The 15443-nt window shown below is 63.3% G+C and carries 13 protein-coding genes; 2 read left to right on the forward strand and 11 right to left on the reverse strand.

The window, feature by feature from the left end; all coding sequences use genetic code 11:
• Nucleotides 1-17: 17 nt before the first annotated feature.
• Nucleotides 18-1607, reverse strand: coding sequence for a galactarate dehydratase (gene garD, locus JYK05_RS25270; RefSeq protein WP_206470592.1), 1590 nt, complete (start codon nt 1605-1607; stop codon nt 18-20).
• A 198-nt stretch (nt 1608-1805) separates the two neighbouring features.
• Between garD and kdgD the strand changes: the two genes are divergently transcribed.
• Nucleotides 1806-2723, forward strand: coding sequence for a 5-dehydro-4-deoxyglucarate dehydratase (gene kdgD, locus JYK05_RS25275; protein WP_175945966.1), 918 nt, complete (start codon nt 1806-1808; stop codon nt 2721-2723).
• A gap of 71 nt (nt 2724-2794) precedes the next feature.
• On the opposite strand, the gene JYK05_RS25280 is transcribed toward kdgD, so the two are convergent.
• From JYK05_RS25280 to JYK05_RS25315, 8 genes are all read right to left on the reverse strand, one after another.
• Nucleotides 2795-3127, reverse strand: a complete 333-nt coding sequence (locus JYK05_RS25280) for a DUF2322 family protein (protein WP_206470593.1) — start codon at nt 3125-3127, stop codon at nt 2795-2797.
• A gap of 57 nt (nt 3128-3184) precedes the next feature.
• Nucleotides 3185-4309: a porin gene (locus tag JYK05_RS25285; RefSeq protein ID WP_206470594.1), complete on the reverse strand. Its 1125-nt coding sequence runs from the start codon at nt 4307-4309 to the stop codon at nt 3185-3187.
• 242 nt (nt 4310-4551) lie between these two features.
• On the reverse strand, nt 4552-5541 hold the full coding sequence (locus JYK05_RS25290) for a hypothetical protein (RefSeq protein WP_206470595.1): 990 nt from the start codon (nt 5539-5541) through the stop codon (nt 4552-4554).
• Nucleotides 5542-5703: 162 nt separating this feature from the next.
• Nucleotides 5704-6261, reverse strand: a complete 558-nt coding sequence (locus JYK05_RS25295) for a hypothetical protein (protein WP_175945962.1) — start codon at nt 6259-6261, stop codon at nt 5704-5706.
• Between the two features lie 4 nt (nt 6262-6265).
• Nucleotides 6266-7186 carry a CsgG/HfaB family protein gene (locus JYK05_RS25300; protein WP_206470596.1) on the reverse strand — a complete coding sequence of 307 codons (921 nt, stop codon included), beginning with the start codon at nt 7184-7186 and terminating at the stop codon, nt 6266-6268.
• Nucleotides 7187-7204: 18 nt separating this feature from the next.
• Nucleotides 7205-7654 (reverse strand): curli assembly protein CsgF, encoded by a 450-nt coding sequence (locus JYK05_RS25305; protein ID WP_206470597.1) that lies wholly within the window; start codon nt 7652-7654, stop codon nt 7205-7207.
• A gap of 32 nt (nt 7655-7686) precedes the next feature.
• A complete protein-coding gene (locus JYK05_RS25310) occupies nt 7687-8304 on the reverse strand; it encodes a CsgE family curli-type amyloid fiber assembly protein (protein ID WP_206470598.1) in 618 nt (205 codons plus the stop codon).
• A gap of 440 nt (nt 8305-8744) precedes the next feature.
• Complete coding sequence (locus JYK05_RS25315; RefSeq protein WP_206470599.1) at nt 8745-9767, reverse strand: alpha/beta fold hydrolase; 1023 nt, start codon at nt 9765-9767, stop codon at nt 8745-8747.
• 122 nt (nt 9768-9889) lie between these two features.
• Here JYK05_RS25315 and JYK05_RS25320 point away from each other — a divergent pair, with 122 nt between their 5' ends.
• Nucleotides 9890-10831: a LysR family transcriptional regulator gene (locus tag JYK05_RS25320; protein ID WP_206470600.1), complete on the forward strand. Its 942-nt coding sequence runs from the start codon at nt 9890-9892 to the stop codon at nt 10829-10831.
• A gap of 22 nt (nt 10832-10853) precedes the next feature.
• Here JYK05_RS25320 and JYK05_RS25325 read toward each other — a convergent pair whose 3' ends face one another.
• Complete coding sequence (locus tag JYK05_RS25325) at nt 10854-13103, reverse strand: bifunctional diguanylate cyclase/phosphodiesterase (RefSeq protein WP_241270100.1); 2250 nt, start codon at nt 13101-13103, stop codon at nt 10854-10856.
• A gap of 150 nt (nt 13104-13253) precedes the next feature.
• A complete protein-coding gene (locus tag JYK05_RS25330; RefSeq protein ID WP_241270101.1) occupies nt 13254-15383 on the reverse strand; it encodes an ATP-binding protein in 2130 nt (709 codons plus the stop codon).
• Nucleotides 15384-15443 lie beyond the last annotated feature (60 nt).

Below are 15443 nucleotides of genomic sequence, written 5' to 3' on the forward strand. Positions count from 1 at the left end.
TGAGGACGACGCGTGCTTCAGGTCACCGGCGCCGGATTGAACAGCACGAGCGCGTTGTGCAGCTTGAGCTTCTCGGCGCGCGTTTGCTTGCGCCCGCTCGCGACATCGAGCATCAGACGGAACAGTTCCCAGCCCACGTCCGCGATGCTCGCCTCACCCGTCGCGATGGTCCCGGCATTCACGTCCATCAGGTCATGCCAGCGGCGCGCGAGGTCAGAGCGCGTCGCGACCTTGATGACCGGCACTTCCGCGAGACTGTACGGCGTGCCGCGCCCCGTGGTGAAGACATGCAGATTGATGCCCGCGGCCAGTTGCAGCGTGCCGCAGATGAAGTCGCTCGCGGGCGTCGCCGCGTAGATCAAGCCCTTCTGCCTGACCTTCTCGCCCGGCGACAGCACGCCCGAAATGGTCGAGCTACCCGACTTGACGATGGACCCCATCGCCTTCTCGACGATGTTCGACAGCCCGCCCTTCTTGTTGCCGGGCGTCGTGTTCGCGCTGCGGTCCGCGCCGCCTCGCTTCAGATAATCGTCGTACCACTTCATCTCGCGGATGATGGCCGCGGCCACTTCGCCATTCGCCGCGCGCGCCGTGAGTTGCGCGACGCCGTCGCGCACCTCGGTCACTTCGGAGAACATCACGGTCGCGCCCGCGCGCACGAGCAGGTCCGTCGCGAAGCCGACCGCCGGATTCGCGGTGAGACCCGAGAACGCATCGCTGCCGCCGCATTGCACGCCGACGACCAGATCGGATGCCGGACACGTCTCGCGGCGGCGATTGTTCAGCCGCTTAAGATGCGTTTCGGCCATGAGCATGATGGAGTCGATCATCGACTGGAAGCCGACGTGTCCCTCGTCTTGCAGCACGACCGCGCCGCCGTTCGCCTCGCTTTCCATGTCGCCGATATCGGCAATGGCGTCGTCGAGCGCGGCGGCCGCAATGGGTATGGTGCCGGGCGGCATCAGGCGTTCGGGCTGGAGCTTTTCGCAGCCGAGGCTCACCATCATCACTTCGCCGCCGAAGTTCGGGTTCAGCGCGATGTTGCGCACGGTGCGGATGGGCACCATCGCGTCCGGCGCTTCGATGGCGACGCCGCAGCCGTAGGTGTGGCCGAGGCTCACGACATCATCGACATTCGGGTAGCGCGGCAGCAGTTCCGCCTTGATGCGATCGACCGCGTGCTGCACGACATCCGCCACGCACTGCACGGTGGTCGTGATCGCGAGGATGTTGCGCGTGCCCACGCTGCCGTCCGCATTGCGATACCCCTCGAACGTGAAGCCTTCGAGCGGCGACGTGTCGGGCGCCTTGATGGTCGCGACCGGCAGATCGTCCAGCTCGGGCGGCGTCGGCATGCGCAATACGTGCTCGTTGATCCAGCTACCTTTGGGCAGGTCCTTCAGCGCATAGCCGATGACCACGTTGTAGCGGATCACGGCATCGCCTTCCGCGAGATCGGCGAGGGCCACCTTGTGACCTTGCGGCACCCGTTCGCGCAGCACGAGCCCATCGGCGAACGTCGCGCCTTCGCCGAGCCCTCCGTCGTTCACGACGATCGCCACGTTGTCTTCCGGGTGCACGCGTATATAGAGCGGCGGCTGATTCATTTTCGATGATCCCTGATGCATGACGGCCCGCGCCGTCTTGGAGTTATGTCATCCTACAACACATCGTCGTGCTTTGGCTCAGTGTATACCCGCAAAATAGGTCGCATCGTAGTACAGCAGTTGCCGCCGGCGCGGGCATGTTGTACGATGACCTATAAGCGCTGCATTCGCCGGACGCTGCCAAACGAGACATAGATCATGACGACACCGCAAGAACTCAAGCAAATCGTATCCGAGGGCCTGCTCTCTTTCCCCGTGACCGACTTCGACGCGCAAGGCAACTTTCGCGCCGACACGTATGCGGAACGTCTCGAATGGCTGGCGCCGTACGGTGCGTCCGCGCTGTTCGTCGCCGGCGGCACGGGCGAGTTCTTCTCGCTGACGCAGCCTGAATATTCGCAGATCGTGCGCACGGCCACCGAAGTTTGCAAAGGCAAGGTGCCGATTCTCGCGGGCGCGGGCGGCCCGACGCGCACGGCTATCGCTTTCGCGCAGGAAGCCGAGAAGAACGGCGCGCAAGGCATTCTGCTGATGCCGCACTATCTGACGGAAGCCTCGCAGGAAGGCATCGCGGCGCACGCCGAACAGGTCTGCAAGGCCGTGCCGAACCTGGGCGTCATCATCTATAACCGCGCGAATTCGAAGCTCAACGCCGACATGCTGGAGCGTCTCGCGGATCGCTGCCCGAACCTCATCGGCTTCAAGGACGGTGTCGGCGAGATCGAAGCGATGGTGACCATTCGCCGCCGTCTCGGCGACCGCTTCTCGTATCTCGGCGGCCTGCCGACCGCGGAAGTCTACGCGGCGGCGTACAAGGCGCTGGGCGTGCCCGTGTACTCGTCGGCGGTGTTCAACTTCATCCCGAAGACGGCGATGCAGTTCTACCGCGCCATCGCGGCGAACGACCACGAGACCACCGGCAAGCTGATCGACGAATTCTTCCTGCCGTATCTGGCCATTCGCAATCGTCGTCCGGGCTATGCCGTGAGTATCGTGAAGGCCGGCGCGAAGCTCGTCGGACACGATGCCGGTCCGGTGCGCGCGCCGCTCACGGATCTGACCGACGAAGAAATGAGCCAGCTCGATGCATTGATCAAAAAGCTCGGCGCGCAGTAACGCGCGTTCGCTTCGACAACACGCCCCGAGCGCCGGATCTTGTGCGGCGCTCGGGGCGTTTTGACTGGCGCTCAGGAAGCCGCGACCACGCGCAGCTCGAGTGCATCGCCACCGGCGGCGATATCGAGCAGACGATCCACATTGGGATGCGCCCCCGGACGATTGCGCGCGTCCGCCGTATGTTCCGCGAATACGCGCAACCCGTGCTCGGCGGCCTGCGCGTTCAGCGTGCCGAACGTCTCTTTCAGGTAGTGATAGACCGCGAGCGAGCCTTGTTTGCCCGGCTTGTTTTCGATGCTCGCGACGACAGCGCCTTTCGCATCGATCAAATCGATACGCTCGATGCCTTCGATCGAAGGTAGTTGCGCGAGGTTGTCCTTGAATACGCTGCTCGGCTGAATCACGAAAGAGGCTCCGTCATGGTCGGTGAATGAGGCGGAGTATCTTAATCGATTCACGCATCAGAAGATGTGCATGAGGCCGACATATGCGCCGGTCTGCGATTCGCCGGCGAGCGGACTCGTGCTCGTGCTGGCGTCCGAATTGCGGGGCGTCGCGAATACGGAGAACGTGCCGTTCGCGCTGTTGCGCACATAGGCCACGGTGCCGTAGACGAACGTGCGCTTCGTGAAGTTGTAGGTGGTGCCGAGCGAATACAGCATGGCGTGACTCGCCGGATCGTGGGAGGCGTCGCCCGCGCCCTCGCCTACATGAACATAAAAGCCCGCTGCGGTGACGGCCCATTGCGGCGTCGCCTGATACGTCGCGCCGAGCCAGTAATGGTCCGCGCTGTCGGCGATGCCTGCTGGCGTATCGGGCGCCGCGTAGTGCGTATAGGCGGCCTGAATCTTGAACTTGTCGACCTTCAGGTTCGCGCCGACGAAGTATTCCCGCGACGACGCGAAGATATTGCTCAAGCGCCCGTTCTGGTCGCGCAACTCGTCGTAGATGCCGCGCACATCGAGAAGCGGCGAATGATACGTGAGCATGATGCCTTCGGAGCGCCCGAACTCGCCCGGCGCGCCGCTGTTGAATGCACCGGGTTGATTGCCGAACGCATACTGGCCCTGAACATCGAAGCCATGAAACACGGGGCTATGATATTCGACGTTATTGTTCGTCTGCTGCCAGTTGCGGCCGCGCACGAGCGATGCCGACGACACCGCTTCCTGCACCATCGGATCGAATTCCCAGACGCCGTCGCTGTCGATGAAAAGATTGCGGCCCGCCTGAATCTGGCCCCACGTCTTCGAATTGATGCCCACATAGGCGCGCCGCGAGAACATGCGGTCGCCGCCCGTTCTGCCGTTCATGATTTGCAGCGCGGTTTCCAGATTGAAGACGGCGCTCATGCCGCCGCCGAGGTCTTCGACGCCTTTGAGACCGAGCATGCTCGTGCCCCAGTCGCCGCCTTCCGCGCTCCATCGCGTGGCATTGCCGCCCGAGCCGTTCGCGACGTGATTCAGATATTCGATGCCGCCGTCGAGCCGGCCGTATAAGGTGACGCTGGATTGGGCGCAGGCGGTGGCGGATGCGAGCAGAGTGAACCCCGCCGCGACGGAGAAACGGATGTGGATGGCTTTCATTATTGCGATGCTCCTCTTATGGGGCGTGCCGGAGCGGCGCCGGCGGACCTAGCCGGGAACGTAGCATCATCCGGCGAAGCTTGCAGAACTGGGCTTGTCGGAGGTGACTGGTTGACGCGTGCGGCGGCGTACGGAGTGCGCGTTGATCGTCTCGCGTTCGCGCCGCTCGAAAGCAAAAACGGGCGATAACGGCCCGAAGCCGTTACCGCCCGAAATACAACTGATGGTGCTTCTACGCGTGCTTAGTGCTGCGCGATGGTCGTCTTGTTGCCCGAGCCGACTTGCGACACGATGGCGACGTTGCCCGTACCAGCTTGCGTGACCGTCGCCGTGTTGGCGCTGCCGGCCTGACCGATCAAACCGAAGTTGCCGTAGCCGGTCTGCGAAGCCGAGATGTAGTTCGCGTCGCCGATCTGAGCAGCCAGCAGGGTGGATTCGAACGAAGCGTCCTGATCGAGGTGCGCTTCGTTCTTCTTGCCCAATTGCAGCACGCCAGCCTTGTTGCCCGAACCGAAGTTCTGGTCGATCGAGGCCGTCTGGTCATAACCGTTCTGCACGATGCCGGCTTGATCGTTCGACGAGTAGTGCTGGTTCACATAAGCGTGACCGTAGCCGTCGCCGGTTTGCACAATGCTCGTGGTTTCGTTGGTCGCGCCGATCTGGAGGACGTTGGCCAGATTCACGTTCGGCGAGCCGATCTGGCTGATCGTCGTCGTGTTATAGCTACCGTTGCTCGAATCCGTATTGGCGATGGCCGCGCCGGTTTGCTTGATAGTCACGCGGTCACGCTGTTCGTTCGTCTGCACGACGTGCGTGTCCGTGCCCGAACCCGTGCCTGCCTGATTGATCGCGATGGTGTTGTATCCGCCACCGGTCGTTTCGACGAGCGCCTTGTCCGCGCCGACGGTCTGCGTGATCGACGTGTTGTTACCGACAGTCGTGTCCTGCTTCACGGTCGCCGTTTCGTTCGACGTCGCTTGCGCGCTGCTTTGCTGGATCGTCGTGGTGTTGTAGCCACCGTTCTTCGACTCGACATCCGCATTCGCGCTGTTCGCGTTTTGCAGAACCGTCACGTTGTCGTAGCTCGACTTCTGCTGGTCGACGTTAGCCGTGTTGCTCGCGCCGAATTGCGAAACGAACGCCTTCTCGCCGGTGGAACCGTCCACTGCGAAAGCCGACGTGGAAGCCAGCGTTGCCAGACCCATAGCGATGATGATTGCCTTGACTTTCATTTTTATAGCCTCGTGGTTTGAGTTTTGAGTGACTTCTTTATTACCGACGGCTGGCAGCCCCTGCTGCCCTCCGTTGCGACCGAACTGCGCCCTCTTGTTCCCTACGTACTGCTTACTACGGTCTCCTCGCGCCGTGACATGTCGCCAAGGCCGAAAAACGGGTTACTTCATCAGCACCGACGCCCGCGCGCCGTTGCCGTTCTGCATCACCTGGAGCCCCGCTCCGTTTCGGCTTTGCAGAATGGACACTTCGTTGTTGTTGCCGAGTTGCGTCACTTGCGAAGACATCGAAGATCCGATCTGCGTCACCGTTGCTGCATTGCCGCTACCGCTTTGCACTGCAATCGACCGGTTGTACTGCCCGGCCTGATAACCGTTGTACTGATTCGCGTTGCCGCCCTGTTGCACGACCGACCAGTTGTCGTTGCCGGCCTGCGCCGTCACGGCCGCGTTCGCGATGCCCGCCTGATTCACGACGAGGCCGTTCTGCCCCGCCTGAATGCCGGTGACGCGATTGTTGGCGCCGTGCTGCGTGACGCGCGCAACCTGCGTCGCGCCGCCGAAACCCGGCTCCGCGGGGCCGAAGTCCGACACCGGCGAAAGGTCCGCTGCGAACACGGCAAGCGAAAGGCTCACGACCGCGAACACGCCGGCGCACAGCGCGACTTTCGACGCCCGCCACGGCGCGCGCGGCGGTATCACTTCGTTAGGCTTGTTCATCGCATTAGCTTCCCAAGGTTTTCGGCGGATCGATCTTCACCGCGCTATACGGCGGGTTCACGTCTTCCATGGTCTGCGCGTAACCCTGGTTTTCCTGGAGATAGCGCTGCATCGTCGGGTCGTACCAGTCCCTCATGTCCTTGAGCGCCCACGTCTGGTTCGCCACGCCCTGCACGATCAGATGCACGAGTGCCGATTCGATCGCCTCGTTCACGCACAACTGCTGCGGCTCGTTGCGCGTCATGCCGATCTCGGCCTGCAACAGATCCTTGAAGCCGATGAAGCGATACACGCCCGTATCCACCTGAATCGAGTAGATGGTCTTGGTCGTCGATACGCTGTTGAGAATGGTGCCGTTGCGGATATCCACCGCGCGCAGATTCACGGTCACCTGATCCACGCGATACTGTTGCGACGCCGAGATGCCGAGATACGCGACGCCCGCGCCGCCCGTGCGGATGTTCGAGTCATAGCCGACGATGCCGCCTTCCAGCACGATGTTCGCTGGCGCCAGCGCGCCGATCTGCGGTATCGCGTTCTTCTTGTCGTCGGGCGTTTCGAGCGCACGCATGATCTTGCGTTCGGTCAGCAGGTCCTGAAGGTTCTCGCGTTCGACCGGCTGAAACCAGCCGGAATCGCGCATGGCCTTCACCAGAAACGACGCGCCGCCTTGCGTGACTTGCGACGAAAACGAGCTGTCCGGCGACGGCTTGTATTGACCGGTCAGGTCGCGAAAGCCGTACACGGCTGCATAGATCTTGCCCTTCGGCGGCGGCAGATGCGTGAGATCGCGCGTGACGCGTGTCGGCGGCGTCAGCGTGGCATTGCCTGCCGAAGGCATCGGCGCGGTCACGCAGCCGGTGAGTAGGATCGCGGCAGCAAGCGTGGCGCCGAGCGCGGCGGTCCTGAATGTATTGTTGTTCATGGCTGATATGCGCTCGTCTTACTGGCCGTTGCCGACAATGAAAGTGGTGGATGCGCCGGTCGTCTTGTCGGTCGTCGTCACTTGCAGATTGCCGCCTGTGACTTGCGTGATCGCAATCGAGAAGTTGCCCGTGTTGATGGTGCCCGGATGCAGCGTGCCGTCGGTGCCGACGATCGAGCTCGAAATCGACGACGCCACGCGCGACAGAATCGCCTGCTGCAACTGCGTGTTGAACTGATCGAGCGTGGACTGTCCGCTCGTGCCGTAATCCGCGAGCGACGGATCCTTATATTTGTTCTGCGCGTTGGCTTCGTTCAGCAGATTCACGCCGTTGAGCGGATTGCCGCCGAAGTTGGGATTCACCGGCTCATAGACGAGCGTCGTCGCGTGAGCAGCAAGCGGCATCAGAAGCGGCATCGAGAGCGCGCAGGCGAGCATCGCGCTGCGGACAAGCGCCTTGGTTTTCATCGTGTTCCCCGTAGTTGGCCGTGTTGCTTTTATTAGAGTTCGTCGTTCGCCATGTCGGCGTCGCGAAAGAGCAGGCGTGTGAGGTCTGCCTGCATGACGTTCTGGAACGCCACCTGTGCCGCGCCTTCAGCGACCGGCCGCACGTTGGCCCGCGCGATCGGCAAGAACGCCTGAAAGACGCGACGCTGACCGAACTCGACCCATACGAGGCTGCCGTAGCGCGCGGAAGGACGCTCGTGGACCGACACGACGTAACGCTCGCTCAACGGAATCGCGCTCCATGCCTGCGCGAACCAGTTATAGAAGTCCTGCCCTGCGAGCGTCACCGTGTCGGTGGTCACGACACCGCCGAGCGCATCGTCGAGCGGCTTCTGGCCCGTGACATCGGCTGTACGGGCGCGTGGCGTTCCCGCGAGCGTCGCGCTCTTTTCGAGCGACTCGGATGCGTTCACCGTGCCGCGCGGCGAAAGCGGCGCACCGTTCGCGGCTGGCAGCGGCGTCGTCTTGCCGACCGGACTCGGCGTCGGCGTCGTCGGAAGCGAAATGAGCGGCTGCGCGGCAACGGACGGCTCTGCATGCGCGGCCGGAATCGGTTCGACATCCTGAGCAAATGCGTGGCTTGCTACGACCGATAAAGCAATGATGCACACTGCGATTGCACGCCCTTGGCCAGGCTGCTTTCTCTCTCGCTGCATGACTTCCCCGTATGTCCTTGGCCGCTATGGTGCCGCCTTCAGACGTTGCTTGTTGTTATTCGTTAGACGGAACGAATTTTGCGCAAAAGGGCCAAGCCGATATGTGGCATGCGCCACATTAGTCTGAGGAAAGTTTCGATTTTTGTAATGCGCTCGGGGATTGAAAGAAGGCGAGCGAGTTCGATCGTCGACGAAACGTTTGCGCAAACGATAGCGGCTCATCGAGCCATCTTCTCGGTGCAAGACTGTGGTTGCAATGCGACGTTCGTCGGTCGCAGAGCCCGGCTGGAGTGGGCCGACCGCAAGGCGATGAAGGACGTACGCATCGGATCGGCGCATTCGCTTCGTAAGCCTAAATGTATTACCGCGCCACGCGGCCGGCGTGGCGCTTCTCGTCACATGCGATCCACCGCAATCACCGCATCGGCGAACGCCTTCGGCGCTTCCTGCGGCAGATTGTGTCCCACGCCGCCGCCCACGTCGATATGCCGGTACTTACCCGTGAACTTCTTTGCATACGCGGACGGGTTCGGATGCGGCGCGGCATTGGCGTCGCCTTCCATCGTGATGGTCGGAACCGTGATCGGCGGCGCGGCCGCGAGGCGCTTCTCGAGCGCGTCGTATTGCGGCTCGCCTTCGGCAAGCCCGAGCCTCCACCGATAGTTGTGAATGACGACCGCGACGTGATCGGGATTATCGAACGCCTGCGCCGAGCGCTCGAACGTCGCGTCGTCGAAATGCCACTCTGGCGATGCCGTTTGCCATATCAGCTTCGAGAACGCGCGGCGATTCGCTTCATAGCCCGCGCGGCCGCGTTCGGTCGCGAAGTAGAACTGATACCACCATGCGTACTCCGCTTTCGGCGGCAACGGCGCGCGATTCGCTTCCTGACTGCCGATGAGATACCCGCTCACCGACACGAGCGCCTTGCAACGCTCCGGCCACAACGCCGCGACGATATCGGCCGTGCGCGCGCCCCAGTCGAAGCCCGCGACGACCGCCTTCTGAATGCGCAACGCATCCATGAGCGCGATGACATCGACTGCGACGACCGCCTGCTGTCCGTTGCGCGGGGTATCGGCCGAGAGGAAGCGCGTCGAGCCATAGCCGCGCAGATAAGGCACGATCACGCGATACCCCGCGGCCGCGAGCATCGGCGCCACTTCGGCGAAGCTATGGATGTCGTATGGCCAGCCGTGCAGGAGAATCACAGGCGGACCATTTTCGGGGCCGACTTGCGCGTAGCCGACATTGAGCGTGCCGGCATTGATCTGACGGATATCGGCAAAAGAACTCGCGGTCGCTGTGCCCGCCGACTGCGCGCGAACGAGACCGCTGAAGCCCAACTGCATCGCGCCGATGCCTGCCATCGTCGCACCGAGCAGGCGGCGGCGCGATCCGTTGATGTTCTCCGTCATGTCACTCTCCCGAAAGTGTCGTCGATGAAGCGCATGATGGATGCGTCGCGCCGTCCGAGCAAGAGCAACAAAGTTCACGTATCGTTGCTTGATGAACAACGCTCACGGACGGGCACAGGGTCATGCGAGAGATCAATCAGCAGCGTCTGCGCTACTTCAACGAGGTGCTCGCGCACGGCACCATTCGCGGCGCGGCGGATCGTCTGAACACGTCGCCTTCGGTGATTGCGCGGCAGATCAAGTTGCTCGAAGACGAACTCGACACGCTGCTCTTCGAACGTCAGGCGCGCGGTGTTCGTCCGACGGAGGCCGCGTTTCATCTGCTCGAATTTTGGCGCGGGTATCGTTCGCAGCAGGAGAAGCTGGAGGATCAGCTTCATGCGTTGAAGGGGCTTCAGCAAGGCAAGATCAGGCTTGCCGTGAGCGAGGGCTACGTCGACATGCTGGTGGACGACGTTCTCGCGCCGTTCTGCGCGCGCTTTCCGGGCCTCGACGTAACGGTAGAGATGCTGGCCGTCGATGAGATCATCGAGGAGGTCGCGCAGAGCCGCGCGCATATCGGGCTTGCGTACAACCCGCCGCCGCACCCGCGCATCGAGGTCCGCGCAAGCTCGGCGCAGCCAGTGGTATTGCTTGCACGGCGCGATCATCCGATCGTCCAACGCGGCGGCGTGGCGCGCGTCGAGGACCTGCGCGACTATCCGCTCGCGCTCATGCCGCCCACGTTCGGCATCGGGCATGTCGTGAAGATGGTCGAACTGGCGGAGGGCGTCTCCATCCGCGCGACGCTTACGACCAACTCGCTCACCGCATTGAAACGCATCGTGAGCGCGGGAGACTTCATTACGTTGATCGGTGCGTTCGCTGCTTATCGCGAGATTGCAAGCGGCGAGATGAAGACCGTGCCCATCGCGCACCCCGTCTTCGAAAACATTCAGGCGCGTGTGCTGTTGAAAGCGGGCAGGCCGCTCGCAGCCGGACCGCAAGCACTGCTCGCATGTCTGCTGCACGCCATGCCGATGTTCGCGCAACGTGACAAGCGCCGCAAGCGCTCAGCGAAGTGATGCAACGGCGTTGCGCGCAGCCTCAACGCACGCCGTCTGCTTCCACGCAAGCGGCCTGCTCGAGCAATGCTTCGAGCGCAACCGGCCGCGAACGCAGAAAGCCCTGCATCTTGTCGCAACCGGCGTCTTTGAGGCGTTGCAGTTGCTCGTGCGTCTCGACACCTTCGGCCACCACGATCACGCCGAGCTTGTGCGCGAGATCGATCACGCCTTCGACCACCGTGCGCGTCATCGCGTCGGTGGCGATGTTATCGACGAAGGACTTGTCGAGCTTCAGCACGTCCGGCCTGAAGCGCGCCAGATAACTCAGGCTCGAATAGCCGGTGCCGAAATCGTCGATGGCGATGCGCACGCCCAGCGCGCGCAGCTTCGACAGCACTTCCTGCGCGTCGTCGACATTCTCGATCAACGCGGACTCGGTAATCTCGAGCGTGATGCAATTCGCGTCGATGCCGGATCGCTTGATGACATGCTGAAGCACGGGGACGAGCCGTGGATCGCGCAACTGCTTCGGCGACACGTTCACCGCGACCGACCGCACCTCGGGCACGAATGCGGCAAGGCGCCTTGCCGCCTGCACGGCTTCGCGAATGATCCAATGCCCCGCTTCCACGATGAGCCCGCTTTCTTCCAGCACGGGCACGAACGCAGCCGGCGAAATCAGACCGAGCTGCGGATGCTGCCAGCGCAACAGCGCCTCGACGCCGACGAGCCCGTCCGAGTACATCGAGTATTGCGGCTGATAGTGCAGAACGAACTGGTTGTCACGAATGGCGCCGTGCAGTTCCGCTTCGAGATGCGCGCGCGCGAGGTCGTCCTTCTCGCGCTCGCCGAACACGCGAAAAGCGTTGCGGCCCGCGCGTTTCGCGGCATACATGGCCATGTCCGCGCTGATGAAGAGCGTCTCGGGCGTGCGGCCATGCTCGGGATACAGCGCGACACCGATCGAGCATGTCATGTTGACGGTCTTGCAGCCCGCCTTGATCGGCCGGTTACAGGCAAGTGCAAGCCGTCTGCACGCGCGCTCGATGCGGTCCTGATCGAACGCGCCGGGAAGAACGATAGTGAACTCGTCGCCGCCCGCACGCGCCGCCACTGCGCCTGGCGGCATGGCCTCGCCGATGCGTTCGGCAATTGCCTTGAGCACGGCATCGCCCGCGCTGTGGCCCGCCGTATCGTTGATGGACTTGAAGCGGTCGATGTCGATGAACAGATACGCGAACGGCTCGCCCGACGCGCATCGCTCGACGAGCGCATGCATCATCGCATTGCGGTTGTGCAGTCCGGTCAGGCTGTCGGTGTTCGCGAGGCGATTGAGCGCCTGCAAGTTCATGCGTTCTTCGGTCGCGTCGACGCACACGCTGACCACGCGCGAGACCGCGCCGTCTTCGCTGACAGGATAGATGTCCGCGCGCACCCAGCGCGTGCGGTCGTCTGCAAGACACAAACGGAAATAGCTCTGCGACGGCGCGCCGGTATTCACGGCATCGCGCATCTTGCCGCGCAGGCCGGGCATGTCTTCGGGATGCACGCGCTGCATCCACGCGGTCTTGTCGGTTTCGAGCGCGGCCACGGGCATTTCCCACATGCGCTCAAAGGCCGAGCTCACATGCAACAGGTCCTTGAAGTCGTGGCTCGCGGTCCAGAACACGGCATCGACATGGTCTTCCATGTCCTTCTGCACGCGCGCATTGCCGCGCAGCTCCTCGATCAGATCGACTTCCGCCGTGATATCGCGCGACTTGCACAGCACCGCGACGACGCAGCCCTCTTCGCCATAGACCGGCGCGAACGTAGACGTCCACCACTTCGGGGAGCCGGCCATCGTCGGACATGCGCCGGAGAACGAAACGGACTGGCCCGCCTTCGCGTGTTCGAATGCCGCCCGCGCGTCTGCGCCGTCCCACAGCGCAAGCCAGTCGATGCCGACGATTTCCTTCGCATCCGCCGCTTCGAGCAGCCGCGCGCCGACATCGGAAATGCAGGTCACGCGGCCGTCGAGATCGAGCAGCTTGATGCAGTCTTCGGCGATGGAAAGCAGCCCGTTCGAGAACTGCTGCGCGGCGAAGAGCTGACGCTTCGAGCGCAGCATGCAATGCACGACGGCCACGGCCGCGGCGCACGCCGCGCTCAGGACGAGCGCGCACGGATGCGGCACGAACGGCGTCACGCACGCGACGAGCGCCGCGCCCAGCACCGCCAGCGCGTAGGCGTCGAAGCGGCGCGCGCGTTCGACATGCGGCATTCGCCGCGCGACGCTGTCGCCGATCATTCCGAGAAAATCGCTCGCTCTTTCCTGCACTGCCGTAGTCCCTTTCCGCCGTGAGTGCGTCCTTGCTCGCTGCTTAACGGCGCGCCGGGGAAAGTCTTGAGCCGGGCAATGCTCTGGAAAAAGGCGGAGAAACCTGTCTTCGCGTGTCGCTCAATGCGCGTGCTGCGCGCCTTTCAAGGCCAACGCGATTTCCTTCGCCAGCGTCTCCGCGCGATACGGCTTGCTCAACAGCGTCACATTGGGACGCAGCACGCCGTCGCGCAGGATGATGTCGCGCGTGTAGCCCGAAACGTAGATCACGGGCACGGGCCGCGGCTGCGCGAACGCCCATTCCGCGAGATCGGCGCACTTCGCCTTGCCGGGCATCACCACGTCGGTCAGGATGAGGTCCACGCCGACGCCGCTTTGCAGCACGCTCATCGCGGCATCGCCGTTCGCGGCCTTGAGCACGGTGTAGTGCAAGGCTTCCAGAATGGCGACCGTCGACGAAAGCACGGCGGCATCGTCATCCACCACGAGCAGCGTCGCGCCGCCCGTTTGCGTGGCGAGCGGGCCGCCGCGCACGGCCACGGCTTCTTGTTCGAAGCTGCGCGGAAAGTACAGTTCGACCGTGGTGCCCGAGCCCACCGTGCTCGATATGTCGATATGTCCGCCCGACTGCTTCACGAAGCCGAACACCATGCTCAGGCCGAGACCCGTTCCGTGGCCTTCGGGCTTGGTCGTGAAGAACGGCTCGAACGCGTGTTCGAGCACGTGAGGGGCCATGCCCGAGCCGGTGTCGGATGCGCAGAGCCGCACGTATTCGCCGGGACGCACGTCCTTGCCTTCGCAGGCCGCTTCGTCGAGCACTTCGTTCGAGCATGTCAGCGTGAACTTGCCGTCGCCGCGAATCGCGTCGCGTGCGTTGATCGCGAGATTGAGCAGCGCGTTCTCCAATTGATTGCGGTCGACGCAAAAGTTCCAGGCATCGTCCGGCAAGTGCGTGCCGATGGACACCGACGCGCCAACGGCATGCTGCAACAGTTCGCGGATTTCACCGAGCAGGCGGCGCGGATTGATGACCACCGGCGACTGCGGCTGCCGCCGCGCGAACGACAGCAGTTGCGAGGCGAGTTTCGCGCCGCGCTCCACGGCCTCCATCGCCGCATGCACGCGCTCGGGCACGCGCGGGTCCATCGGCGGTAGATACTGCAGCAATTGCAGATTGCCGCTGATGGCTTGCAGCGTGTTGTTGAAGTCGTGCGCGACGCCGCCTGTCATCGCGCCGAGCGCCTCCATTTTCAGGCTCTGACGCAGTTGCGCTTCCACGGCGATGCGCGCGGCGACCGCCTCCGATATCTTGTCTTCCAGGCCGCGCGTCAGTTCCTTCAAACTTTCTTCGGCGATCTTGCGGTCGTGAATGTCGACGATGACGCCGGGAAAGCGCAAAGGCCGGCCGCGTTCGTCGTAGTCGCAGCGGCCGCTTGCGAGAATCCACATCCATCCGCCGCCGGGCGTGCGAATGCGGTATTCCGCGCGATACGGCACGCCGTCGCGCACGGTGCGTTCGATCGACTCGTGCACGTGCGCGCGATCCGCCGGATGCATGATGTCGAGCGCGGCTTCCAGCGGCCAGCCCTCCGCCATCTGTTCGAACGGAACCGAGAACGTACGGGCGAAGCGTTCGTCGCCCAGCACGCGGTTCGACCCGATCTCCCACACGAACACGCCGAGCACGGCGCCCGAGTTCAACGCGAGATTCAGGCGGTCGTTGGCCTCGCGCAATGCGGCTTCCGCGACCGCGCGGTTGTGTTCGAGCAGCACGCGCTCGGTCGTATCGACGACGATGGCAAGCACGCCCGCGGGCGTGCCGTCGTCGGAGGCCACGGGACTGTAATGCAGATCGAGCCACACTTGCGCCGGACGGCCGTGGGTCGCGAGCACGAAGCCGATGTCGTGGTACGAAAGCGATTCGCCGCTCAAGCACGAGTCCACGACATTGCGGTTGAACTCCGACGCTTCCGGCCAGGCTTGCTCGATCGGCATGCCGAGAATGCCGGGGTGCCGCACGCCGGAGAACTTCGCGTATGCATCGTTGTATAGCAAGGTGCCCTCTTCGCCCCATAGCACCGCCATCGGCAACGCATTGCGCAGCATCACCTGCACGACGGAGCGCAGCGCCTGCGGCCATTCGCCGATGCTGCCGAGCGGCGTGGTCGACCAGTCGAAATCGCGAATGGCGCGGGCTGTCTCCCCGACCCATGAATCGAGTTGAATTGAATCGATGGTGGTGGACGTCAAGGCCGGCCTTTTTTGTCGAGTTTTTGCGCACGGAGCCTCAATCAAGAGCCGCGCGCTTCA

Origin of the sequence: Caballeronia sp. M1242 (assembly GCF_017220215.1) — a bacterium.
Taxonomy (GTDB): Bacteria; Pseudomonadota; Gammaproteobacteria; order Burkholderiales; family Burkholderiaceae; genus Caballeronia.